The organism is Lactonifactor longoviformis DSM 17459 (genome assembly GCF_900129135.1).
Taxonomy (GTDB): domain Bacteria; phylum Bacillota; class Clostridia; order Lachnospirales; family Lachnospiraceae; genus Lactonifactor; species Lactonifactor longoviformis.
The window spans coordinates 17880-39888 of the sequence record NZ_FQVI01000022.1 but is presented as its reverse complement, the minus strand read 5'-3'; the positions used below and the strand labels follow the sequence as shown (position 1 = coordinate 39888).

Genomic DNA, 22009 nt, shown 5'->3' with positions numbered 1-22009 from the left:
GTTACTTTATGACCTGATTATATAATCCCTTACCTGTTTTATCTACATCCATACTGTAGTTTTCTTTAACAATTTTATCATTTTAGAAGTTTTGTCCAAAATATTCCATTTAATGTTATACTTTTTTAATTATTTATATTATTTTCATCTATTATCGTTGACTTTCCCGTTGTGCTTTAATATTATTAAAATAACACTCTAAGTTTCTTTAGTTTATACCCAAGGGCACCCCTTTATACCTGCCCTTCCCCATATGGTATCGTATAGGAGATGGATTTATGTACTTAGAAAACAGTATTACAAACTCATTGCACAGTGAAGATTCGCAGCTGCCTTTTTCAGTTTTTTTCTATCATACAAACAGTTCCTGGCATTGGCATGAATTCCTAGAACTCATCTATTGTCTGAAAGGAGTCTATCAAATATGGGTCAATGATTCCTGTATCCCATGTATGCCGGGAGACTTTGTTATTATTGATGCCAGAGAACCACATGCAACAAAAGCCATGGAGCCAGATTCTGAAATCATGGTCATACAAGTAGAATCCAATACATTTTCTCTTACATTTACAGAATCAATGATATCAAGGTATCACCATTATTTTGACAGCAGCCCTTCTAATTTCCAGCGCAAGATACAAATTACAGAAAACGACGTGCTTTATCATCTTTTTGGGGATTTAAAAAATGAATTTTTTCAGAAAGAAGTGGCTTTTGAGTTGAGTATGAAAGCTGATATAGAAAAAATATATGTATATTTATTGCGGAACTGCCAGATTAGACAGCCAAAAATATTTGGAACACAGCTAAAAGATTTGATACGTCTCCAGCCGGTTTTGGACTTTATAGAAATGAATTACCGTAAAACCATCAGACAAAAAGAAATGGCACAGCTGATCTTCCTCAGCGGTGCCAGTTTCTGCCGTTTGTTTAAAAGAGTAATGGGAAAAACATTCTCAGAATATATAAATGCTCTGCGCATAAGAGAAGCCAAAAGATTATTGCTGGTTACAAATGAAAAGATTATCAATATTTCTACCACTGTAGGATATGATAATGTCACATACTTTAATAAAGTTTTCCTCCGGGAATGCGGCCTCTCCCCGGGTTCATACAGAAAAAATGCATTCTCAGCACTATCATGAATCGGGACAGTCTATTTCCTATGCCTGAGGAGAGTCTGCATCTTCACTCTCTCCTCTCATTGGACTGCCTTATGCTTTTTATATTTTATCCTGATTGATTTAAAGACCACGATTATAACAAAGACCAGTACCCCTGTCAGCACAATTGTCCCACCCGGTTTTAGTTTCCCGTAATAAGACACGGTAAGCCCCGCCACCGTAAATAAAACTGCTAAAATTATAGAGAGGATGAGAGTATTACGGTAACTCTTTCCAATCTGCATCCCACAAGCAACAGGCACTACCAGCATAGATGAAACAATCAGAGTCCCTACGGTCCGAGAGGCAATGGAAACAGTCAGAGCGGTTAACAGAGTAAAAACAAAATTAACCGTTTTTACCGAAACTCCGGATATTCTGGCTGCCCTTTCATCAAACCCCACATAGAACAGTTCTTTGTAAAGAAGTAAAAAAACAAGCAATACAAGAACACTCACAAGAATCACCATCCAGAGCTCCAGATCGCTTATGGCCACAATGCTTCCGAATAAAAAGCTGTTAAAATTAGCACTATTTTTTACAAATCCGGACAACACCCCTGCCAGCCCAATTCCGGCAGACATAACAATAGCGATAGCCATCTCCGAATATCTGGGAGTTTTCTTTCGAATCCCTTCAATGCCAAGGGCTGCAAAGATGCAGAATGCGGTAGCTCCCAGTACAGGGTTGATACCCAGAAGGAGGCCAAACGCCACTCCTGCCAGCGAGGAATGCGCCAGGGCATCCCCGATCATAGACATTCGCTTTAATACAATAGTCATCCCAATACAGGGCGTTATAATTGCCAGAAGAATCCCTACGATAAAGGCCTTCTGCATAAAAGCGTATTGAAGTACACTCATTCCTCTGCCACCCTGCCTTCCTCTATGCGGAAAATCCGGTTGATTCCCTGGCATTCCCGCAGCGCTCCGTGTGTCACCATCAGTATCGTAAGCCTCGCCTCCCGGTTGAAACTGCACAGGATCTCATAGAACTCTTCTATAGACTTGGAGTCCATGCCGGTAGTAGGTTCATCCAGTATGAGCAGAGAAGGCTCCCCCACCAATGCCCTAGCCAGCATAACCCTCTGCTGCTGGCCTCCTGAAAGCTCTCCAATTCTGCACTTCCTATATTCCTCCATCCCCATCCTGCCCAGCATCTCTGCCACCTTTTTCCTGTGAACGGCTTTGGGGAAATGAAACCTTCCAATTTGCGCATAAAGCCCGGTCAGCACAATTTCCTCCACAGTTGCAGGAAATCCCTGATTCAGGGCAATGCTGTTCTGGGGGATATATCCAATCTGGCAGTTTTTAAATACTTTTCCAGGGTCTGTCCCAAATATCCGCACCTCTCCCACTGACGGGGTAAGTTCTCCCAGAACCAATTTTAACAGAGTACTTTTACCCGCACCGTTTTCCCCTACCAGAACAGCAAAGTCTCCTTCTTCTATCCTCAGGTTTCCCCTGCAGATAACCGGGGCTCCTTCATAGGAGAATTCCGCGTCCTTCATCGTTATAACACTCATACTGTCTCTCGCTCTCCTTTTATCACTGTAAAGCTTTCACCAAAGCCTGAAGATTCTCTCTCATAACAGAAAAATAATCTTTTCCTTCCTCTATCTCTTCCTCCGTCAGTCCCTCCAAAGGATTCAGCACCGCTGTGTCAGCTCCTGTTTCTTTTGCAATGGTATTCGCCACCTTAGGACTGGTCAGCTCCTCAAAAAAAATGGTTTTCACCTTATTTTCCCTGGCAAACTCTATAATTTCTTCCATCCTGGCAGGATCCGGCTCCGAGTCCGGGGAAAGCCCCTCTATACCTATCTGATTCAGTCCATAAGCCCTGCACAGGTACCCGAATGCCTCGTGTGCCACAATAATGTCTTTCCCCGGCAGAGGTTCCAGCTGTTCTTCAAACTCTTGATCCAGTTGAGCAAACTCTGTTTTATATTTGCTGCAGTTTTCCCGAAAATACTCCTGCTTATCCGGCGCCGCTTTTTCCAGTGCCTCCCCTATTGTCTCCATCTGCTTTTCGGCATTCCGAGGATCCAGCCACACATGGGGATCATAGACTCCCTCTTCCCCCTGATGCCCATGGCTTCCCAGCAGTTCTATGTCCTCTGCAGCTTCTACTACAATTAGCTCCTTATTTTCTAATGTGTTAAGCACATCTTTCACCCAGTGTTCCATCTTAGCACCATTGTAAATAAATACATCAGCCTCCTCCAGTGCAGCAATATCCTGAGCTTCCGGCTCCCAGTCATGGGGTTCTGTTCCCGCAGGAACCATAGTCGTAACCTCAACCTCATCCCCTCCGGCTTTCTGGGCAAAATCACCCATGGTGTAGAAGCTTGCCATAACCTTTAATTTTCCATCCTTTTCTTCCCCAGCCTCTGGTTTGCATGCCGATAACACACATACAGCTATGAGGCCTGTCAAAACCAATCCTGTTACTCTTTTCATTTATCTGTCTCCTGTCCTATTGTCCCTCTGTCTGCACGCTCTGCAGTATCCGTAGAGCTCAATGCGGTGACCGGTAATATCAAATCCATCCTCCGCCACCTGAATTCCTCCGCTCTCAAAAGGGCATTTGCTGATAGGCACTCTTTTATGGCATACCAGACAGACTGCATAATGCTCGTGAATATTTCGCTCCAGCTCATAGCGGGCCATATCCTCCCCCGGAAGAAAACTTTTCTTCACCAAATGATGCTCTTCGAAGGCATTCAGAACTCGATATACAGTAGACAATGCATATTGGCATTCTTTGGGTTTTTCCAGCAGCAGTATCTTATAAATCTCCTGGGCAGTTACGGGAACCGCCGATTTTTCCAAAATCCCGTATACCTCTTCTCTCTGCTTGGTGCGCTTAAACCCCCGTCCCCATATGTTCTCTGTCTGTTTTTCTTTCATCCCATCACTCCTTATGCAAATGCTAATCATTCGCATGTATTATGATACCATGCACGCAAAATTTGTCAAGGGGCTTTGCAATATTAAAAAAGAGCCTGGTTATTCTATACTGACCCCCAAAAGTTAGACCAAAAATCTAACGATTGGGAGGTCGGTATTTTTATGGCAAAATATAGTTTTGAATTTAAGAAGAAAGTAGTTATGGAATACTTGCAAGCGAAAGGGGGATTGGCTTATCTATCTAAAAAACATGGTATTAGTTCAAACGGAAATAAAACGATGCTGCAGAAATGGGTTAATGCCTATAAGGAATTTGGTGATGATGGGTTAAGACGTTCAAGAAAAAACGATATATACTCTTTTGAATTTAAGATTCATGTGGTAGAGTTATACCTATCAACAGAGGTTTCTTATCAGGAGTTGGCATTGACTCTAGGAATGAATAATCCTCCACTTATTGCAAAGTGGGTCAATGATTTTAGAATTGCTGGCCCTGATGCTTTGAGACCTAAGAAGAAAGGTCGAAAAAAATCATTGGAATCAGAGAATAATAAGGAAAAAATAGTATCTTCTCCTGAGAATGCATCCGTAGATACAAGTGCTGAACATGTAAAACAGTTGGAAGATGAACTTTTAACACTACGAATTGAGAATGCATATTTAAAAGAACTGAGGAGGTTGCGTTTAGAGGACGAAGCACGTCTGAGAGAACTGCAAGAGTCATCCACAGCCTCCGAAGAGACTTCAAACTGAAAGATGTTCTCTCGTATACAGGATTTCCTAAAGCTACATACATGTACTGGCAAAAACGCTTTGACAGAGAAAATCCAGATACTGAACTGGAAGAAATCATCACAGGAATACGTAAAGAAAACAAAGACTTTGGCTACCGAAGAATATATGGAGAATTAAGGAAACGAGGTAGGATTGTTAATAAAAAGAAAGTCCAACGAATTATACAAAAACTGGGCCTTCAGGTGACATCGTTTACAAGAAAAAGTCGTAAATACAGTTCTTATAAAGGGAAAGTAGGCCGAATTGCTCCAAACAGAATTCACCGTCGGTTTCACACCTGTATCCCACATCAGAAGATAACCACTGACACGACTGAATTCAAGTATTATGAAGTGGATGATAAAGGACGAATGACAATACAAAAGTTATACTTTGACCCATTTATGGATATGTTTAATTCAGAAATACTAAGTTATGTCATTGGGAAACAGCCTTCCGCTCAAAATGTAATGGCAGCATTAAACGAAACAATCAAACGAACATCTGACTGTCCCTACAGAAGAACATTTCATTCAGATCGTGGCTGGGCTTATCAAATGAAAGCTTACAGTAACACTTTAAAATCGAACCGTATATACCAAAGTATGTCACGAAAAGGAAACTGTTATGACAACTCTGTTATGGAGAACTTCTTTGGCATCATGAAGCAAGAAATGTATTATGGCTGCGTTTATTACAGCTATGAAGAATTAAAGGATGCAATAGAAAAGTATATAGATTACTATAATAATCAAAGGATCAAGCAAAAGCTATCTTGGATGAGTCCTGTAGAATACAGACTTAGCCAGGCGGCATAAAATAGCGAAGCAGTAAAAAACTACTTCGCTATAAAGTCTAACTTATTGGGGTCACATCATTCTTAAACCGGCTCTTTTTCTATATTTATCTGGTCTGCAGAAATGTACTTTCTTTGATCGCATCCTGATCTGAAGGATATTTTTCCAAATATGCAGCAATCTTTTCCTTTGCAGTCCCATACTCCTGCTTTTTCTCGTACACCACCACTTCATTGTACAGCAGACTTTGATTTTCCTGAGGATCGTTGAGTTCCAGACCCTTCTGGATATTCTCCAGGGCACTGTCGTATTCTCCGTCCGCAATATCGCAGTATGCCATGCCATTATATGCCTTGGCGGATTCCCCTTTATCCGCCAGATACTGCTGATACATTTGTCTGCCGCTGGAGGTATCCCCCATGGCCACATACACCTTGCCCAGCAGAAGTGCGGCATCCGGATTCCCGTTATTCATGGAATGAATCAGTTCTTCTTTGGCATTCTCAAAATCTTCCAGATAATAGTAAACTCTTCCTCTGTCATATTCATCCTGTTCGTCCCTGGCTTCAATTTTCAGAGCTTCCTCCAGATATTCTTCCCCGTCCGCTTTCATATCCTTTTCCCGATATGCACGGTAAACATTAAGAAAATCCTCGTAATCCTCTGATTTATCTACTGCTTTCTGAAAATCCGACTTGGCATTATCATAGTCATCCTGTGCCAGATAAATCTGGCCCCGCAGAAAGTAAGCATCCTTATCTGTCTCCATGTCCAGTATATCGTTGCAGGTATTCAGCGCGTTATCCAGAATCCCGGCCTGGTATTCGGCTGTGGCCAGATAATACCTGATATCCTTCTGCATCCCTTCTTTTTTGCCATCCAGACTCTTCAGAGCACTCTGGAACGCCGTAATTGCTTCCTCATAGTTTCCCTGCTTGAGATAAGCGATCCCTTCTCCCCGATAGGACTCTGCCACCTTTTTGTCATCTGCCACAGACAATTCAAAGCTCCCAATGGCATCCTCATAGCTTTCCTGCTCCAGCGCCTGTACGCCTTCTTCGTAGTGGCTGAGCTTATCGCTTCCACAGCCTGCCGTCAGGCACAGAACACAGCTCATAATAAGTATCCCCTTATATTTTATCATTCTGCGTTCCTCTTATTATTCAGCGATCAACTGTTCTCTTTCCATTACCTGAATGACTCTGTTAACCTGTTCCCTGCAGATGTCATCCGTGGCGGCCTCTACCATAACACGGACCACCGGCTCTGTTCCGCTCTCCCTTACCAGGATACGGCCTTCATCGCCCAAATCTTTTCCCACCTGTTCTACAATCTCAACTACCTTCGCATTCTCTCTGGCTTCCTGCTTATTAAAGACTCTTACATTCTTTAACAGCTGAGGATAGATTTTAACTTCACTGGCCAGAGTGCTGAGCGGCAGTTTCTTCTCCAGCACAGCTTCCATAATCTTCAGAGAGGTAAGGATTCCGTCACCGGTAGTGGCATGGTGTGCAAATATAATGTGTCCTGACTGTTCGCCTCCCAGCATATGACCGTTATCCATCATATTCTCGCAGACATACTTATCTCCTACAGCTGTCTTTTCATAAGAAATCCCTTCTCTGTCACAAGCCTTATATAAGCCCAGATTGGACATAACAGTAGTAACAATAGTATTGTTGTTCAGTTTTCCCTGCTCCTTCAGATATTTGCCGCAGACATAAAGGATAATATCGCCGTCTACAATATTTCCCTGATCGTCAATTGCAATACACCTGTCGGCGTCTCCGTCATAGGCAAAACCAACATCCAGCTGTTTTTCCTTTACAAACTCCTGAAGAATTTCAATATGGGTAGAGCCGCAGTTGGTATTTATATTGGTGCCGTCCGGCTCATTGTTGATCACATAGGTCTTAGCTCCCAGTGCATCAAATACACTTTTTGCGATAGCGGATGCACTCCCGTTGGCACAGTCAAGACCCACTCTCATATTTTTGAATGCTCTTGTAGGAATGGAGATAAGGTATCCGATATAGCGGTTTCTGCCCGCGGAGAAATCTACGGTGCGACCGATATTCTCCTTCAGCGCAAAAGGTATCTCCGGGATCTTTCCATCAATATATGCCTCTATCTGCTCCTCCACGGAGGCTTCCATCTTCTGTCCCTGTCCGTTAATAATTTTGATCCCATTGTCATAGAAAGGATTATGGCTGGCAGAGATCATAATTCCACAGTCAAAGTTCTCAGTGCGCACCACATAGGATACACTGGGGGTTGTTGTCACATGCAGGAGATATACATCTGCCCCTGACGCAGTCAGCCCTGCAACCAGAGAATATTCAAACATATAACTGCTTCTTCTGGTATCCTTTCCAATTACGATCTGCGCCTTATGATTCTGGCCAAAATACCATCCCAGAAATCTGCCGACTTTATACGCATGCTCTACAGTAAGATTAACATTTGCTTCTCCTCTGAATCCGTCTGTTCCAAAATATTTGCCCATACTTCTACTCCTCACTTATTCAATTAATTTGTCTGCTGTATGCGGTTTCCAGTTATCAAAAAAGCTTTTCCTTATAAATCCCTTTGCGGATTAATTCTGCAAAGGCATCCACAACCGTCTGCTTATCCTCTTTGTAGGTCACCCCAAACCAGGTGTCTCTGGTCTCCAAGAGAGTCACTTCTGCTCTCTTCTCTCTGATAAGCCCATCCACGATGGTTGGCAGAAGATATTCCTTCTTCGTATCTTCCGGGGTAAGGCCTGAAAGGAACTCCACAAATCCCGTTTCCAGAACTTCGAGAAATTCCGGGGTAAGCCCCCACATGTTCATAGACACATAACTGTCCGCATCCAGAGGAAGGATACTGCCGTCCTCCTGCAGCACTCCTGCCCCGCCTTCTGTCTTTACAATATTGTGTGTCTCCGTTACTTTTACCAGATGACTGTCTTCGTCTACCTGACACACACCTCTTGTCACCGAACCGTTATCACTCAGGGTATTTCCCAGAATAAAGCCCGCCATACAGATGGAAAGAACCTCTTCCTGTCCCGGCTGTTCCTTTACCAGATAATCATGCACTTTGACAAACGCTTCTTTTCCGTAGTAATCATCTGCATTAATTACCGCAAAGGGCTCCCTTATCAGTTCTCTGGCGCTTAACACTGCCTGCCCTGTTCCCCAGGGTTTTGTACGATCCTCCGGCTTTTGAAAGCCTTCCGGGAGCTGGTCTAGTTCCTGGTATGCGTACTCTACCTCAACAATTTTTTCTATTCGCCGGCCGATAATCTCTTTAAAATCCTTCTCCAGATCTTTCCTGATAATAAATACCACTTTATTAAATCCCGCTTCTAAGGCGTCATAGATGGAGTAGTCCATGATAATTTCACCATTCGGCCCAACAGGTGCCAGCTGTTTAACGCCGCCGCCAAATCTGCTTCCGATTCCTGCCGCCATGATAACTAAAGCTGTTTTTTTCATCTGTTCCTCCTGTACCCTCTCAAAGTATTTCTTAGTAATCTTCCTGAAGATTGCTAAGCTTAGCCGCCTGGTCTGCTGCGATCAGACTGTCGATAATTTCTTCCAAATCTCCGTTCATTATACTATCCAAACGGTGCAGCGTCAATTTAATCCTGTGATCTGTTACCCGGCCCTGAGGGAAATTATACGTTCGTATCTTTTCTGACCGGTCTCCTGTTCCAACCTGGCTTCTTCTCGCTTCCGCCTCCGCATCGTGCTGTTTCTCCAGTTCCATCTCATACAGGCGGGAGCGAAGTACTTTTAATGCTTTATCTTTATTTTTCAGCTGCGACTTTTCATCCTGGCAGGAAATAACAATTCCTGTAGGAATATGGGTCAGACGGACCGCTGAGTCCGTAGTGTTTACACACTGGCCTCCGTTTCCGGATGCCCGGAACACATCGAATTTACAGTCATTCATATCCAGATGGAAATCTATCTCCTCAGCCTCCGGCATAATGGCTACGGTAATTGTAGAAGTGTGAATCCGTCCCCCGGACTCTGTCTCCGGTACTCTCTGAACCCGGTGCACACCGCTTTCGTATTTTAATTTGGAGTATGCACCGCTACCGTTGATCATAAAGGTAACTTCTTTAAATCCCCCGATCCCGTTCTCGTTCAGACTCATCATCTCTGTTTTCCAGCGGTTAGTCTCTGCGTACTTTACATACATCCGGTAAATTTCAGCAGCAAAGAGGGCAGCCTCATCTCCCCCGGCTCCTGCCCGTATCTCCACAATTACGTTTTTGCTGTCATTGGGATCCTTGGGAAGCAAAAGTATCTTCAGCTCATGCTCCAGCTCCTCAATTCTCTTTTTTGCAAGGGACAGTTCCTCCTTCAGCATCTCTCTCATTTCAGCGTCCGACTCTTCCTCCAGCATGGAAACACTGTCCTCCGCGGTCTGTCTGCTCTCCTTGTACTCCTTGTAGGCATCCACAATAGGCTGCAGATCGCTCTGCTCCTTCATAAGCTTCTGGAAACGGCTCTGATCATTGGCCACTGTAGGCTCATTTAATTCCCCCAGTATTTCCTCAAAGCGAATTAAAATATCTTCTAATTTATCAAACACAGGTTTTCCTCCTCTAACTCTTCCACTGGCCTACCGCAACCCGGTCAAGTCCGGCCAGATCTTGTATAATCTGAATCTCCTGAAACCCTTCCTCTTTGAGAAGATCTTCCAGCCCCTTTCCCTGATCATATCCAATCTCAAAGCAAAGCCATCCTCCCCCGCGCAAATATGCCGGAGCCCTGCGGATAATTTTTCGATAGAAATCATACCCATCCTCTCCACCATCCAGAGCCATTGCAGGCTCATGAGCACGCACCTCTTCCATTAGGCCATCTATAACGCCGGAAGGTATATAGGGGGGATTAGAAACAATCATATCAAAGGTTCCCTCAATCATTTCAAACAAATCACTTTGTACCAGTTCAGCCTCAATTCCCAGTCTCTCCCGGTTCTTTTCCGCCACTTCCAGAGCCGGGGCAGAAAGATCGGCGCCCACTCCCCGTACAGAGCCTCCTCTCACTGAACGCAGTTCATGGAGAATACTCAGAAGAATACATCCGCTGCCGGTGCAGAGATCCAGGATACGCTCAGCCTTACTCCCCCGTTTCAACACCTCTTCTACCAGACATTCTGTATCCTGGCGGGGAATCAATACATTCTCATTCACGTAAAACGGCAGCCCCATAAACCATGCCTCTCCTGTCAGCTGCTGCAGGGGAATATGTCTTTTTCTCTTCTCTACCAGCAGCCGGTATTCTTCCGCCGTTCCATCCGTTACCGTCTTCTCAGGGTGCACATAATAGAAGCTTCTGTCTATGTTACATACATGCTCCATAAGCAGCCATGCATCATGAGCTCCGTTTTCTATACATCCCTCAGTTAACGCTTTCTTCCCGTAATCCAGAAGTTCTTTCAGCGTAGTCATGCCGATTCTTCCTTCGCTTTTTCCCCAGAACGGGTAAAATTTTCCTCCAGATAAGCCCTCCAGTCAAAAACAGCCTCCACAGCGGCAATGGCCACCTCAGCCATATCCGGATCCGGTTCTCTGGTTGTGAGCTTCTGCAGGGCCATACCTGGTTTGCTTAAAGCGGTAACCAGCGGATTCTCACTGCTGCCCGCCAATCTGATAAATTCATAGGAAACACCCGCAATCACCGGAACCAGCAGCAGGCGGACTACCACACGCATCACGGGAGAAGGAACTCTGATAAACAGGAAGAAAATAATACTGACTACCATAACAATCAGTAAAAAGCTGGTTCCGCAGCGCTTATGAAGCCGGGAGCTTTTCATTACATTCTCCACCGTCAGATCCATACCGTGTTCCACACAGTTGATACACTTATGTTCTGCACCGTGATACATAAATACTCTCTGGATATCTTTCATTTTAGAGATTGCCACCAGATATAAAAGGAAAAGACCGATCCGCATAAATGCCTCCGCAATGGCAACCACGGTGTCCGACGCATTTACCTTGTGAAGCAGGCTGGCAATGAAGTAGGGAAGTATCATAAACAGGCCGACAGAAATCACCACGGATAGTATTACAGTGACTGTCATTAATATTTTATTCTGTTTTTCCTGTTTCTCCTCATATTTCTTTAATTCTTCACAGGTAAACTCCTGTTTTTTCTGCTCTTCCTCCTCGTCCTCTTCAAAAAATGAGGCGGAATACATCAGGCACCGGGTTCCCACGACCAGAGAATCAATAAAATTAAGCACACCGCGGACAATGGGAATTGTAAGAAGCTTTTTACTTTTTATAAAACTTTTATAATCCTCGACCTTTACTTCAATCTCCTGGTCAGGCTTACGGACGGCGATAGAGTACTTATCTTTGTGCCGCATCATGATTCCTTCCATAACAGCCTGTCCGCCAATATTAGATGATTTCATGCACATTCCTTTCTGCCTATGCTCATTGTTCATTTACCGCACTTAAGTTTCCTGTAAATGAACAAAAGAACTACTCGCGCAAGCACGGGTAATTCTTTTGTTATATGCTGTCGCACGACTTTCTGCCGGCGTACACCAGTCCAATTATTATTTTGTGATACCGTATTTCTTGTTAAACTTATCAATACGTCCGCGAGCCTGTGCAGCTTTCTGCTGTCCTGTATAGAATGGATGGCATTTGGAACAGATTTCTACGTGAATCTCCGGTTTGGTAGAACCTGTTGTAAACGTATTACCACAGTTACAAGTTACAGTTGCCTGGTGGTACTCTGGATGGATACCTTCTCTCATTTTTTTCACCTCATCAATCTATTTCATTCTTGTTACTTTGTGTTTTGATATTTAAACAGCTTTCAAATTATATCATAATCCATTATAAATTGCAAGTTCTTTAGACAATTTTTTGCTTTTTAATCATCTGTATAAATTCCTGGTTATTCCTGGTGCGGACAAACATATTCAAAATGTTCTCTACCGCTTCATCTGTCTTCATTCCGTTCAGTGCCCTGCGCATGGAATCCACAGCATCCTGTTCCTCTCTGGATAGGAGGAGATCTTCTCTCCTTGTGCCAGATTTAGGAATGTCAATAGCAGGAAATACCCTCTTTTCTGAGAGTTTTCTGTCCAGTACCAGTTCCATATTACCGGTGCCTTTAAATTCCTCATAGATCACGTCATCCATCTTGCTTCCTGTGTCCACGAGGGCTGTAGCCAGAATAGTAAGGCTCCCCCCTTCCCGCATATTTCTTGCAGCTCCGAAAAAGCGTTTTGGCATATGAAGGGCAGCCGGATCCAGACCTCCGGACAAGGTACGGCCGCTTGGGGGTACGGTAAGGTTATAGGCCCTGGCCAGACGAGTAATACTGTCCAGAAGAATGGTGACGTCTTTTTTATGCTCTACCAAACGCTTTGCCCGTTCAATTACCATCTCGGACACTCTTTTATGGTGATCCGGAAGCTCATCGAATGTAGAATATATCACTTCTACATTCTTTCCCTGTATGTTTTCCTTAATATCTGTCACTTCCTCAGGCCGTTCGTCTATCAGAAGGATAATCAGATGCATCTCCGAATTATTTCTCAGTATGGACTTGGCTACGTCCTTCAAAAGAGTTGTTTTTCCTGCCTTCGGCGGAGATACAATCATACCTCTCTGTCCCTTTCCGATAGGACTCAGCAGATCTACAATCCGCATAGCCACACTTCCGCCCTGGCGCTCCAGGCGAAGTCTCTGATTGGGGAAGATAGGCGTCATATCTTCAAAATTGTACCGTTTCACACTCTCATTGGGTGAGATCCCATTAATAGAGGTCACGTACAGCAGGGCGCTGAACTTCTCATTCTGGCTCTTCACTCTGGTGTTGCCCTTCAGGATATCACCTGTTTTCAAATTAAAACGGCGGATCTGGGAAGGAGATACATAAACATCATTCTCCCCCGGAAGATAATTGGCACACCGGATAAACCCATAGCCGTCCGGCAGCACCTCCAGAATCCCGCAGGCTGTCTGTCCGCTGTCCAGCTGTGACTGGTCCATAGGAGGCTTCTCGTCTTGTCTGGCATCATTCTTTCTTTCCGTTTTCACATAAGTCTGGTCCGGACGCTGAGTATTCTCTGTTCTGTGGACACGCTCAGACCTCTGGGAATGGTCTGTTTTGGATGCATTCTCAGGTTTCACAGCTTGTTCCGTTTTTGGCGTCGGCTCAGACTTCTGTACAGGATCCGCCTTCCCTTCGGTTCTTTCCTCTGTCTCTTTAGGCATTTCTTTTGCCGTTTTCTCTTCTTTTTCGTCTTCTTCCAGCATTCTGTCAATCAATGCACTTTTCTTCAAGGTAGAAATCCCCCTCAGTCCTCTTGCCTTAGCTACTTCTTTCAAAGCACCAAGGGACAGGGATTCATACTTTTCTCTCATCATAGTCTTGTCCTCTCTTTTTTAGAAATGCTTCTACTGGATTTCTTGTCTGAAACGACAGCGATCATAAAGATTTATATATAGTCTATAAAAATCAAGATATTGTTATCTTTGATTATCCTATCACATTTCAATATAAAAAGAAAGCAGAATTTAAAAATGCAGGAGCACTGGGCTCCTGCCTGGTATGATGGTTATTCAAACGGCTTTTCTTTTTTCACTCTGCACCAGATAAGATAGCCGACTCCAGCCACCAGTAAAGCTATGGCGATCCCCTCAAGGAATCCAATGGTAAAGTCGCTCAGATAGGCAAACTGTTTACACAGCAGTGCCAGCAAGAGTACAAGAAACCCCAGAGGAAGGCACATCTGAAACTTACGCCTCAGCTTCCCTTTCTCCTCTTCCCTCTTTTTATCCAAGTCTGCTTTATTACTGTTTATCTTCATATGTATCACCTTTAACTTGTTCTCTTTTTCAGACATCTATTTTCATTATCATCTTATATCCTCTCTGGTACTTTGTCAAGAAATCCGGCAAAAGGTGATTCCAACTTTATTTTATCTAGGCGATCTGAATCACAGCTTTTACTATGTCAGCCTTATTGTTCACGCTGTAGTCCATTGCTTTTTGTACCTCGTCCAGGGGAAATACATCTGTTACAATCCCTTTCAAATTCACTTTGCCGGATGCCACTGCTTCAATAGCCATTGGATAGATGTGACGATAGCGGAATACGCTCTTTAGGGTTAGCTCTTTATCCAGAATCAAGCTCATAGGCAGTGTTATCTCACCGCTTTTACTGTATCCCACCAAAACAATATCAGAGCCTTTTTTAGCAATCCGGACTGCCTGCCTTGTGGTAATCTCTGTCCCTGCGGCCTCAATAACCAGATCCATCCCCCTATTGTCTGTAATCTCTTTTACGCGTTCGATTACGTCCTCCTCCGCACCGTTAATCACCCCGGCTGCTCCTAATTCCATTGCCTTTTGAAGACGTTTTTCCATAATGTCTACCACGTATACCTCAGAAACCCCTCTCGCCTTTAACGCCATCATGGAAACCAGACCGATACATCCAGCTCCCATTACCACAGCTTTCTGGCCAAGGTGCGCATTCCCCTGAATGGCTGCGTGAAATCCAACTGCCAGCGGTTCAATGAGTGCCCCTTCCAGGGTACTTACATTCTCTGGAAGTTTGTAGCACAGGTCTGCTTCATGTGCCACATATTCCTGAAAAACACCGTCTACAGGGGGCGTGGCAAAAAACACCACATCAGGACAGAGATTGTATTTTCCTTCCCTGCAGAATTCACAGTGTCCGCAGGTTTTCCCCGGCTCCAGAGCTACCCTGTCCCCCGCTTTTAAGTGTGTTACCTGTTTCCCTACCTCCACAACGGTTCCTCCCGGCTCGTGTCCAAGAACAAAAGGCGGTTCTACCACATAGTCACCAATTGCACCTGTCTCGTAATAATGGAGATCACTCCCGCAAATTCCTACATATTCGAGCTTTACCAATACTTCGTTATCACCCACTTTTGGAATATCGCGCTCCTCAAATCCCATATGTCCTATTCCAAGCATTACTGCCGTTTTCATCTTACCTTCCATGTTGTCTCCTCCCTGTTTTATTTCTTCTTTTATAAATCATTTTATCAAAGTAATTTCATTATTGCCTATTATGCCATATATGTCAATCCCCCTGCAGCAGAATCTATATATTAGTCAATTATTATATCTTTTTTTAGTAAAAATGTACAAAGGCATCTTCCCCAATATAGGAAGATGCCTTTGTACACCATATCTATACATGATCAAAAAATGAATCCACAAATCCCAATGTAGCCCCATACGCAGATGCTTCAAATTTATATTTCCCTGTCTTAAGATAGGAGGTATCCAAATCAAACTTATTGTCCTGCAAAACTCTTTTTGCCAGCTCCGGCATGAATTCTTCCAGGTATCCTCCTACATATCCTCCCAGAACTATACTGCAGTCAAAGGCCATCCGCAGATTTGTAACTGCAATGGCCAGGCTGTCCAGATAGTCATTCCAAACTTCCTGAACCTCAGCATCCTGCCGCCTTACCTTCTCAAAAAAGTCTTCCAGACTGCCGCCGGCATAGTCCTGCAGAATTTTTGCCGAACAGTAGGCGTCAATACACCCTCTTTTTCCGCAATAGCAAGTCCTGCCATCGCGCTCTATTACCATATGTCCAAACTCCCCGCTTCTAAAATTTTCTCCTTTGTACAGCTGCCCCCGAAGGCAAATAGCACCGCCGATTGTATTACTTAGAGAAAGATAAACCGCATTCGTGATTTTATCATCCAGCTCCGCACACGCTGCACTGTTTGCGTCGTTTTCCAGCTCGCATGGAAGCCCCAAGGAGCTTTCCAGATCTCGAAAGCTGACATTCTCAACATTTAGTGTATGGGAACGTATGAGGATTTTTTGCGCTTTGTCCACAATACCCGGAAGGGAAAAGCCAATCCCTAGGATCTTACTTTTCTCTGTCCCTGCCCTCATAATAAATTCCCGGATCCCCTGTTCCAGACACTCATAGTATTGGATACTATTTTGGAAAGTCCGGCGTATTCTGTCTGATTGGATTATTTCTTTTCTTGTATTTACTATAACCATAGTAATATGGTTATTTGTAATGTCAACACCGACTGCATACCCGGCATCCCTTACAATTGACAGAGCCTTTGCTTTTCTGCCGCCGGTGGATTCATATTCCCCCTCCTCCGCCACGATCCCTGCTTCTACCAATTCCTTTACATTCTGCAGTGTAGTAGGCATACTCAGATTTAGTTTGTTTGCGATCTCCGCCTTTGAGGTACTGCCCTGGACAGATATAAACCTGGCAATTCTGGCTTTATTCATGCGCTTTGTCTCTAATATATTTACCGGCATATTTCATCCCTTCCACTTTTATCATTCATTTTATAAAAAACATTATAGATATAAGCCATAGAAAATGCAAGAAAATGCACAGAAAAAAAGAGCCTTCCCCCACCATTGGGTAAAGACTCTGTGCATTCAGAAAAGCTGAACATTTCTTATTTCCAAACGTACTGCGGATAACAGGACTTGAACCTGCACGGTCTCCCACCAGAACCTAAATCTGGCGCGTCTGCCAATTCCGCCATATCCGCATATAGCTCTATACTGTGCAGCATTTTTGAACGCTTCCCTTTCGGGCAGGCATACGGCTTTGCCGTATAATAAAAGGTATAAACCAAAAGTTTATACCTTTTACAATGAGACATCGGGGATTCGAACCCCGGACAACTTGATTAAAAGTCAAGTGCTCTACCAACTGAGCTAATATCCCATAGTCTGGTCCTGTCTCCAATCGGCAAGGTCCCAGAACTGGGCTAGCTGGATTTGAACCAGCGAATGCAGGAGTCAAAGTCCTGTGCCTTACCGCTTGGCGATAGCCCAATAAAAAAAGCTGTACACTCATCAGTACACAGCGCAAGGTGGATAAAGGGATTCGAACCCTTGGCCTCCAGAGCCACAATCTGGCGCGCTAACCAACTGCGCTATACCCACCATACAACGTGCCTGGAGGGATTCGAACCCCCGACCCACGGCTTAGAAGGCCGTTGCTCTATCCAGCTGAGCTACAAGCACATTTCCTCTCTAATGAGATTAGAGAAGCGGGTGATGGGAATCGAACCCACGTATCTAGCTTGGAAGGCTAGTGTTCTACCATTGAACTACACCCGCACAATGTTGTCGTTTCTATTGCGATTGCTTTACGACAGTCGGGGTGACAGGATTCGAACCTGCGACCTCCTGGTCCCAAACCAGGCGCTCTAGCCAAGCTGAGCCACACCCCGAGATGTATTTTGTTGTCTGCTGAGCTCACTTTACCTCTTTTTTTGCTCAACGCAAGATATAATATACCATAGCATTTTCCATATGTCAACACTTTTAATCAACAAAATACATATTTTTCTAATTTTACTTTTTCAGTTTTTCAGGTAATTAATAGTATAATGGGCCTCTCCTTTTCTGTCAATCTCCATGATAAGAAAGCTGGGTTCCCTTCCTATCTGTCTGGGATATGACAGGCTCCCCGGGTTCAGGATCGTGATATCCTCCAGCTGTTCAATCAAAGGCCTGTGCGTATGACCATACATTACGATCTGTACCCCCCGAACTCTCCCTTCTTCCTCCAGCCGCTCTGTTCCCATGGAAACGCCGTAATAATGACCGTGAGTCAGCAGTGCTTTGTAATTTCCCAGCTGAATTTCCCTTTCTCTGGGCAAATCAGAAAAAAAATCATTGTTTCCGGAGACAATATAGGCAGGACACCCCGCCAGGCATTCTATATAATCCTCATGGCCTTCTACATCTCCCAGATGAATCAGCGCGTCTACCGGAGCAACTTTCTCCAGTACCCGTTCCAGATTCCGTTCCCGTCCGTGGGTATCACTAACCACTAATATCTTCATCCGCAGCCCCCTCCCTGTTTACATAAGATGTTCCCGACACATCTTTTCTTTCAGTGCCCGCAGAGCATTTCCGCGGTGGCTCAGTTTATTTTTAACATCCATAGGCAGTTCGGCAGTACTGCATCCATATTCCGGCAGATAGAAGATGGGATCATATCCAAACCCATTGCTTCCCCTCTCCTCCCAGCCGATGATCCCTTCGATGGTTCCTCTGGTAGTAATTACCCTGCCATCAGGAAAAACCGCACCTATAGCACAGACAAATCTGGCAGTTCTCTTATCCTCCGGGACTCCATCCAGGCGTTGGATAATATTCTGATTTTTAATTCTGTAAGAAGTATCCTCTCCCATGTACCGGGCAGAATAAATTCCAGGTTCCAGATTCAGATAATCAACCTCCAGCCCGGAATCATCCGCCAGTACAATGTCTCCGTGTGCCCTGCACACATCTGTCTGCGCAATGGCTTTGGCTTTGATCAATGCATTCTCTTCAAACGAGCTTCCGTCTTCTACAATATCAAGTTCAATACCAGCCTCTTTCATTGACAGTATATCCATATTCAGGTCCTTGAGGATTTCCCGGATTTCACGCATTTTACCCTCATTGCCGGTTGCAAATATAATACGACTCATTCCTGCACCTTCTTCTTTTATATAATACTTGCAAGAATTTTACCACAATTCCAGGGGCAGGACAACTGCTTTTATCAACATGGAACTGCCTTCTTTATGGGAAGCTCAATTTTATTCCGGTTTTGTCTTTTTGGGAGGCTTCGGCCCCAGAAACTGATAGAAATATGTCTTCAGCATCCCATTATAAATTTTCCTGTTTTTATCTGCTTTTCTGCCAATGTATTTCTCTGCATCCTCATAGCTGGTGATTAGGTACATGGACCAGGAATCAAGTGCTGCAAAGCTCTCCCCTATCTCTGTATACAGGCCCGGCAGCTCGCTCCGTTCCTCCAAACGTTCTCCGTAAGGAGGATTGGTTATCAGGAATCCATATTTCTTAGGATGCCGAAGTTGGCTCACTTCCCTCTGCTGAAAATGTATCAGATGCTCTACACCTGCGGCTCTGGCATTCTCTCTTGCAGATCGAACCACGTCGCCGTCGATATCATATCCCTGGATATCCACGTCTATCTTCGTATCCATCCGTTCCCTCGCTTCATTAGCAGCATCATACCAATACTTTCTGCCCACTACATTTTTCCAGTCTTCTGCCAGAAAGGAGCGGTTCATACCCGGGGCCATGTCTGCCGCCAGCATAGCGGCTTCTATAGGAAATGTGCCGCTGCCGCAGAACGGATCTACCAGGATTCTGTCTTTCTTCCAGGGGGTGAGCATAAGTAAAGCTGCTGCAAGTGTCTCTGTAATAGGAGCCTTGGCAGTCAACTGCCGGTATCCCCGCTTATGAAGAGAAGTTCCGGTAGTATCAAGCCCTATAGTAGCCACATCTTTTAGAAAAGATACACGAATAGGATAGCTGGGACCGTCTTCCTCAAACCATGCTACGTGGTATTTTCCCTTTAAACGCTCGACAATTGCTTTTTTCATAATACTCTGTATATCTGACGGGCTGTACAGCTTACTCTTTATAGAATTTGCCTTCGCCACCCAAAACTTCCCGTCCTTGGGTATAAAGTTTTCCCAGGGAAGCTCCTTTGTCTTATCAAAAAGTTCCTCGAACGTTGTCGCCTTTATCTTTCCTACTTTAATCATTACTCTCTCTGCAGTCCTGAGAAATACATTGGCATAGGCTATTGCCTCTGCATCCCCCCAAAAAGTCACCTTTCCGTCCTCCACCTGGCTGATGTCATACCCCAAATCTATGATTTCTCTTTTCAGTACGGCCTCCAGCCCAAAATGGCAGGGGGCAATTAATTCCAATCGTTCCATTCTTGTCCTCTTTTTCTTAATTATAATTGAATCTCTTTCACCACGGTTCCGTCAAATCCCTTGATGCTGAACCTTCCATTCTCTAACACAGCATAGGTGGGAATATTCCCTTCCTTCGGAAGGGATACACTTCCTGGATTCAAAAGCGTATAGCCTGTCCTTCGCTCTGCCTTAAGTACGTGAGTGTGACCGTGCAGAAGCACATCCCCATCCTGCAGCGGGGGCAGATGATCCTGGTTATAAATATGGCCATGGGTCGCATAAATAGTTCGCGTTTCTTCTATTATAATGCAGTAATCCGCCATCACAGGAAATTCCAGAACCATCTGGTCTACCTCCGCGTCACAGTTACCTCTCACATTGTAAATTTTCTGTTTATAATTGTTCAGCATATGAATTACTTCCTTGGGAGCATATTCCCTGGGCAGATCATTGCGCGGCCCATGGTATAAAAGATCACCCAATAGAAGTATTTTATCTGCACCTTCCTGTTCATAGGCCTTCAGCATCTTCCTGCAATAGTAGGCTGACCCATGAATATCTGAAGCAATCAAGTATTTCATAAAAGTTTCTCCTTTGAACAGTTATTACCTCATTCTACTATGATTACCGCCAAAATACAAGTTAGGTCCTTTATAAGCCCGAAATCCGCCAACGACAGACTTTGTCCGATACCCTTTTTTCATCAATTCCCGGGCAGCGAACAGACTGGCACCCCCTCTGTCACAATAAAGAATCAATGTCTTGCTTTTTGGAAACCTTTTAGCATATTCTAATTCTTCGTAGGGAATGTTCACAGCTCCTTTAAAATGACTCTCTTCAAATTCCTCTCTGGAGCGCAAATCTATAATAATAACGCTATTATCACCGCAATAGCTGTCTAACATACTTACTGAAATTGTGTCTACTGTTACCATACCAAATTTATCCTTTTTCTTTCAGTATATGTTGAGAAAATTTACCTGTGTGAGCTCCCAAACGGAAAAAAGGCGCGGCAACTTACGTTGCTGCGCCTTTACGTCCAAGATTAGAATCTGGATTCTGCGTTGTTAGAGCTCTTATTTGAAGATTTGTTAGAGCTTTTGTTCTGAGAATTGCTGTTCTGAGAATTGTTGTTCTGAGAATTGCTGTTCTGAGAGCTTCTGTTCTGGGAGTTGTTGTACTGAGAGTTATTGTTCTGGGAATTGCTCTCGCTGTTTGAGTAGTTGGAAGACTGGTTATTGTACTCGTTGTTCATTTTGTTTTTGGTTGATGTTTCGTCACTGTAATTTTTGGACATAATTACTACCTCCTGAATAACGTTTTTTGTTACGTTCTTATTATTCCTTGTTATCCGGGAAATATTCCTCATAAATCCTGCCAAATACTTTAAGGTACAAAAATAAATTAAATTATTGCTTTTTTCTTCCTTTTATATTATAATAATCTAGTAAAAAGAATTTACCCTTCAAAAAATTTTTTTTACATTATAACCCCTTATTTAATTATTTATACTCCCCTCGAAATAGCCGGTAGCTCCCCTACCGGCTATTTCTCTTTGTATTTATGACGAAGCATGAAAAATCTGAGTTTTCAAAAAGGGACCGCCTTACAGACAATCCC

At 44.0% G+C, this 22009-nt stretch carries 23 protein-coding genes and 7 tRNA genes; 2 read left to right on the top strand and 28 right to left on the bottom strand.

Going from position 1 to position 22009, the window contains the following annotated elements; translation table 11 throughout:
• Positions 1–278 precede the first annotated feature (278 nt).
• Positions 279–1145: an AraC family transcriptional regulator gene (locus tag BUA56_RS16840; protein ID WP_072853828.1), complete on the top strand. Its 867-nt coding sequence runs from the start codon at positions 279–281 to the stop codon at positions 1143–1145.
• Positions 1146–1201: 56 nt separating this feature from the next.
• Here the strand turns inward: BUA56_RS16840 and BUA56_RS16835 are convergent, their stop codons facing one another.
• From BUA56_RS16835 to BUA56_RS16820, 4 genes are read right to left on the bottom strand one after another with little or no spacing between them, the layout of a single operon-like run.
• Positions 1202–2026 carry a metal ABC transporter permease gene (locus BUA56_RS16835; protein ID WP_072853826.1) on the bottom strand — a complete coding sequence of 275 codons (825 nt, stop codon included), beginning with the start codon at positions 2024–2026 and terminating at the stop codon, positions 1202–1204.
• A complete protein-coding gene (locus BUA56_RS16830; RefSeq protein ID WP_072853824.1) occupies positions 2023–2688 on the bottom strand; it encodes a metal ABC transporter ATP-binding protein in 666 nt (221 codons plus the stop codon). The genes BUA56_RS16835 and BUA56_RS16830 overlap by 4 nt, the downstream gene beginning before the upstream one ends.
• A gap of 22 nt (positions 2689–2710) precedes the next feature.
• A complete protein-coding gene (locus BUA56_RS16825) occupies positions 2711–3622 on the bottom strand; it encodes a metal ABC transporter substrate-binding protein (RefSeq protein WP_072853823.1) in 912 nt (303 codons plus the stop codon).
• Complete coding sequence (locus tag BUA56_RS16820) at positions 3623–4072, bottom strand: Fur family transcriptional regulator (protein WP_072853821.1); 450 nt, start codon at positions 4070–4072, stop codon at positions 3623–3625. It abuts the gene before it with no gap.
• Between the two features lie 162 nt (positions 4073–4234).
• Here BUA56_RS16820 and BUA56_RS22660 point away from each other — a divergent pair.
• Positions 4235–5664, top strand: a protein-coding gene (locus BUA56_RS22660; protein WP_242946783.1) for an IS3 family transposase whose coding sequence is annotated in 2 segments (ribosomal slippage) — positions 4235–4733 and positions 4733–5664 — 1431 coding nt in all. Because the reading frame shifts where the segments join, the coding sequence is not laid out codon by codon here.
• Between the two features lie 85 nt (positions 5665–5749).
• On the opposite strand, the gene BUA56_RS16805 is transcribed toward BUA56_RS22660, so the two are convergent.
• The 24 genes from BUA56_RS16805 to BUA56_RS16690 form a co-directional block, all read right to left on the bottom strand.
• Entirely contained in the window at positions 5750–6787 is a 1038-nt protein-coding gene (locus BUA56_RS16805) for a tetratricopeptide repeat protein (protein ID WP_072853815.1), read from the bottom strand.
• Between the two features lie 15 nt (positions 6788–6802).
• Complete coding sequence (glmM, locus tag BUA56_RS16800; protein ID WP_072853813.1) at positions 6803–8149, bottom strand: phosphoglucosamine mutase; 1347 nt, start codon at positions 8147–8149, stop codon at positions 6803–6805.
• Positions 8150–8204: 55 nt separating this feature from the next.
• The gene (locus tag BUA56_RS16795; protein ID WP_072853811.1) at positions 8205–9125 is read right to left on the bottom strand and encodes a nucleotidyltransferase family protein; all 921 of its coding nucleotides are present in this window, start codon (positions 9123–9125) and stop codon (positions 8205–8207) included.
• A 31-nt stretch (positions 9126–9156) separates the two neighbouring features.
• Positions 9157–10233: a peptide chain release factor 1 gene (gene prfA / locus BUA56_RS16790; protein ID WP_072853809.1), complete on the bottom strand. Its 1077-nt coding sequence runs from the start codon at positions 10231–10233 to the stop codon at positions 9157–9159.
• A 13-nt stretch (positions 10234–10246) separates the two neighbouring features.
• Complete coding sequence (gene prmC, locus BUA56_RS16785) at positions 10247–11098, bottom strand: peptide chain release factor N(5)-glutamine methyltransferase (RefSeq protein ID WP_072853807.1); 852 nt, start codon at positions 11096–11098, stop codon at positions 10247–10249.
• Entirely contained in the window at positions 11095–12072 is a 978-nt protein-coding gene (locus BUA56_RS16780; RefSeq protein ID WP_072853868.1) for a DUF1385 domain-containing protein, read from the bottom strand. Before BUA56_RS16780 ends, prmC begins: the two co-directional genes overlap by 4 nt.
• Before the next feature lie 147 nt (positions 12073–12219).
• Positions 12220–12423, bottom strand: a complete 204-nt coding sequence (gene rpmE / locus BUA56_RS16775) for a 50S ribosomal protein L31 (protein WP_072853805.1) — start codon at positions 12421–12423, stop codon at positions 12220–12222.
• A 100-nt stretch (positions 12424–12523) separates the two neighbouring features.
• The gene (gene rho / locus BUA56_RS16770; protein ID WP_479724301.1) at positions 12524–14047 is read right to left on the bottom strand and encodes a transcription termination factor Rho; all 1524 of its coding nucleotides are present in this window, start codon (positions 14045–14047) and stop codon (positions 12524–12526) included.
• A 191-nt stretch (positions 14048–14238) separates the two neighbouring features.
• Entirely contained in the window at positions 14239–14490 is a 252-nt protein-coding gene (locus BUA56_RS16765) for a hypothetical protein (protein ID WP_139249502.1), read from the bottom strand.
• A gap of 115 nt (positions 14491–14605) precedes the next feature.
• Complete coding sequence (locus BUA56_RS16760; RefSeq protein ID WP_072853800.1) at positions 14606–15652, bottom strand: NAD(P)-dependent alcohol dehydrogenase; 1047 nt, start codon at positions 15650–15652, stop codon at positions 14606–14608.
• Between the two features lie 193 nt (positions 15653–15845).
• Positions 15846–16958 carry an ROK family transcriptional regulator gene (locus BUA56_RS16755; protein WP_072853798.1) on the bottom strand — a complete coding sequence of 371 codons (1113 nt, stop codon included), beginning with the start codon at positions 16956–16958 and terminating at the stop codon, positions 15846–15848.
• Between the two features lie 162 nt (positions 16959–17120).
• Positions 17121–17200, bottom strand: a tRNA-Leu gene (locus BUA56_RS16750).
• A 106-nt stretch (positions 17201–17306) separates the two neighbouring features.
• Positions 17307–17379, bottom strand: a tRNA-Lys gene (locus BUA56_RS16745).
• A 38-nt stretch (positions 17380–17417) separates the two neighbouring features.
• Positions 17418–17489: transfer RNA gene (locus tag BUA56_RS16740), tRNA-Gln, on the bottom strand.
• A gap of 37 nt (positions 17490–17526) precedes the next feature.
• A tRNA-His gene (locus BUA56_RS16735) sits at positions 17527–17600 on the bottom strand.
• Between the two features lie 7 nt (positions 17601–17607).
• Positions 17608–17681: transfer RNA gene (locus BUA56_RS16730), tRNA-Arg, on the bottom strand.
• A 25-nt stretch (positions 17682–17706) separates the two neighbouring features.
• A tRNA-Gly gene (locus tag BUA56_RS16725) sits at positions 17707–17777 on the bottom strand.
• Between the two features lie 38 nt (positions 17778–17815).
• Positions 17816–17890 (bottom strand) — tRNA-Pro (locus BUA56_RS16720).
• A 132-nt stretch (positions 17891–18022) separates the two neighbouring features.
• Entirely contained in the window at positions 18023–18508 is a 486-nt protein-coding gene (locus BUA56_RS16715; RefSeq protein ID WP_072853796.1) for a metallophosphoesterase family protein, read from the bottom strand.
• 18 nt (positions 18509–18526) lie between these two features.
• The gene (rdgB, locus tag BUA56_RS16710) at positions 18527–19141 is read right to left on the bottom strand and encodes an RdgB/HAM1 family non-canonical purine NTP pyrophosphatase (RefSeq protein ID WP_072853794.1); all 615 of its coding nucleotides are present in this window, start codon (positions 19139–19141) and stop codon (positions 18527–18529) included.
• 111 nt (positions 19142–19252) lie between these two features.
• Positions 19253–20407 (bottom strand): THUMP domain-containing class I SAM-dependent RNA methyltransferase, encoded by a 1155-nt coding sequence (locus tag BUA56_RS16705; RefSeq protein WP_072853792.1) that lies wholly within the window; start codon positions 20405–20407, stop codon positions 19253–19255.
• Positions 20408–20427: 20 nt separating this feature from the next.
• Positions 20428–20970 (bottom strand): phosphodiesterase, encoded by a 543-nt coding sequence (yfcE, locus tag BUA56_RS16700; protein WP_072853790.1) that lies wholly within the window; start codon positions 20968–20970, stop codon positions 20428–20430.
• 24 nt (positions 20971–20994) lie between these two features.
• Positions 20995–21324 (bottom strand): rhodanese-like domain-containing protein, encoded by a 330-nt coding sequence (locus BUA56_RS16695; protein ID WP_072853788.1) that lies wholly within the window; start codon positions 21322–21324, stop codon positions 20995–20997.
• Positions 21325–21434: 110 nt separating this feature from the next.
• The gene (locus BUA56_RS16690) at positions 21435–21686 is read right to left on the bottom strand and encodes a hypothetical protein (RefSeq protein WP_072853786.1); all 252 of its coding nucleotides are present in this window, start codon (positions 21684–21686) and stop codon (positions 21435–21437) included.
• Between the last annotated feature and the right edge of the window lie 323 nt (positions 21687–22009).

Bases quoted from the DNA above. Each gene is read 5' to 3' on its own strand.
- BUA56_RS16715 (WP_072853796.1), bottom strand. From the start codon at position 18,508: ATGAAGATATTAGTGGTTAGTGATACCCACGGACGGGAACGGAATCTG.
- rdgB (WP_072853794.1), bottom strand. From the start codon at position 19,141: ATGAGTCGTATTATATTTGCAACCGGCAATGAGGGTAAAATGCGTGAA.
- BUA56_RS16825 (WP_072853823.1), bottom strand. From the start codon at position 3,622: ATGAAAAGAGTAACAGGATTGGTTTTGACAGGCCTCATAGCTGTATGT.
- BUA56_RS16820 (WP_072853821.1), bottom strand. From the start codon at position 4,072: ATGAAAGAAAAACAGACAGAGAACATATGGGGACGGGGGTTTAAGCGC.
- yfcE (WP_072853790.1), bottom strand. From the start codon at position 20,970: ATGAAATACTTGATTGCTTCAGATATTCATGGGTCAGCCTACTATTGC.
- BUA56_RS16805 (WP_072853815.1), bottom strand. From the start codon at position 6,787: ATGATAAAATATAAGGGGATACTTATTATGAGCTGTGTTCTGTGCCTG.
- BUA56_RS16705 (WP_072853792.1), bottom strand. From the start codon at position 20,407: ATGGAACGATTGGAATTAATTGCCCCCTGCCATTTTGGGCTGGAGGCC.
- glmM (WP_072853813.1), bottom strand. From the start codon at position 8,149: ATGGGCAAATATTTTGGAACAGACGGATTCAGAGGAGAAGCAAATGTT.
- rho (WP_479724301.1), bottom strand. From the start codon at position 14,047: ATGATGAGAGAAAAGTATGAATCCCTGTCCCTTGGTGCTTTGAAAGAA.
- rpmE (WP_072853805.1), bottom strand. From the start codon at position 12,423: ATGAGAGAAGGTATCCATCCAGAGTACCACCAGGCAACTGTAACTTGT.
- BUA56_RS16830 (WP_072853824.1), bottom strand. From the start codon at position 2,688: ATGAGTGTTATAACGATGAAGGACGCGGAATTCTCCTATGAAGGAGCC.
- BUA56_RS16755 (WP_072853798.1), bottom strand. From the start codon at position 16,958: ATGCCGGTAAATATATTAGAGACAAAGCGCATGAATAAAGCCAGAATT.
- BUA56_RS16780 (WP_072853868.1), bottom strand. From the start codon at position 12,072: ATGAAATCATCTAATATTGGCGGACAGGCTGTTATGGAAGGAATCATG.
- BUA56_RS16840 (WP_072853828.1), top strand. From the start codon at position 279: ATGTACTTAGAAAACAGTATTACAAACTCATTGCACAGTGAAGATTCG.
- BUA56_RS16835 (WP_072853826.1), bottom strand. From the start codon at position 2,026: ATGAGTGTACTTCAATACGCTTTTATGCAGAAGGCCTTTATCGTAGGG.
- BUA56_RS16695 (WP_072853788.1), bottom strand. From the start codon at position 21,324: ATGGTAACAGTAGACACAATTTCAGTAAGTATGTTAGACAGCTATTGC.
- BUA56_RS16690 (WP_072853786.1), bottom strand. From the start codon at position 21,686: ATGTCCAAAAATTACAGTGACGAAACATCAACCAAAAACAAAATGAAC.
- BUA56_RS16765 (WP_139249502.1), bottom strand. From the start codon at position 14,490: ATGAAGATAAACAGTAATAAAGCAGACTTGGATAAAAAGAGGGAAGAG.
- BUA56_RS16795 (WP_072853811.1), bottom strand. From the start codon at position 9,125: ATGAAAAAAACAGCTTTAGTTATCATGGCGGCAGGAATCGGAAGCAGA.
- prmC (WP_072853807.1), bottom strand. From the start codon at position 11,098: ATGACTACGCTGAAAGAACTTCTGGATTACGGGAAGAAAGCGTTAACT.
- BUA56_RS16760 (WP_072853800.1), bottom strand. From the start codon at position 15,652: ATGGAAGGTAAGATGAAAACGGCAGTAATGCTTGGAATAGGACATATG.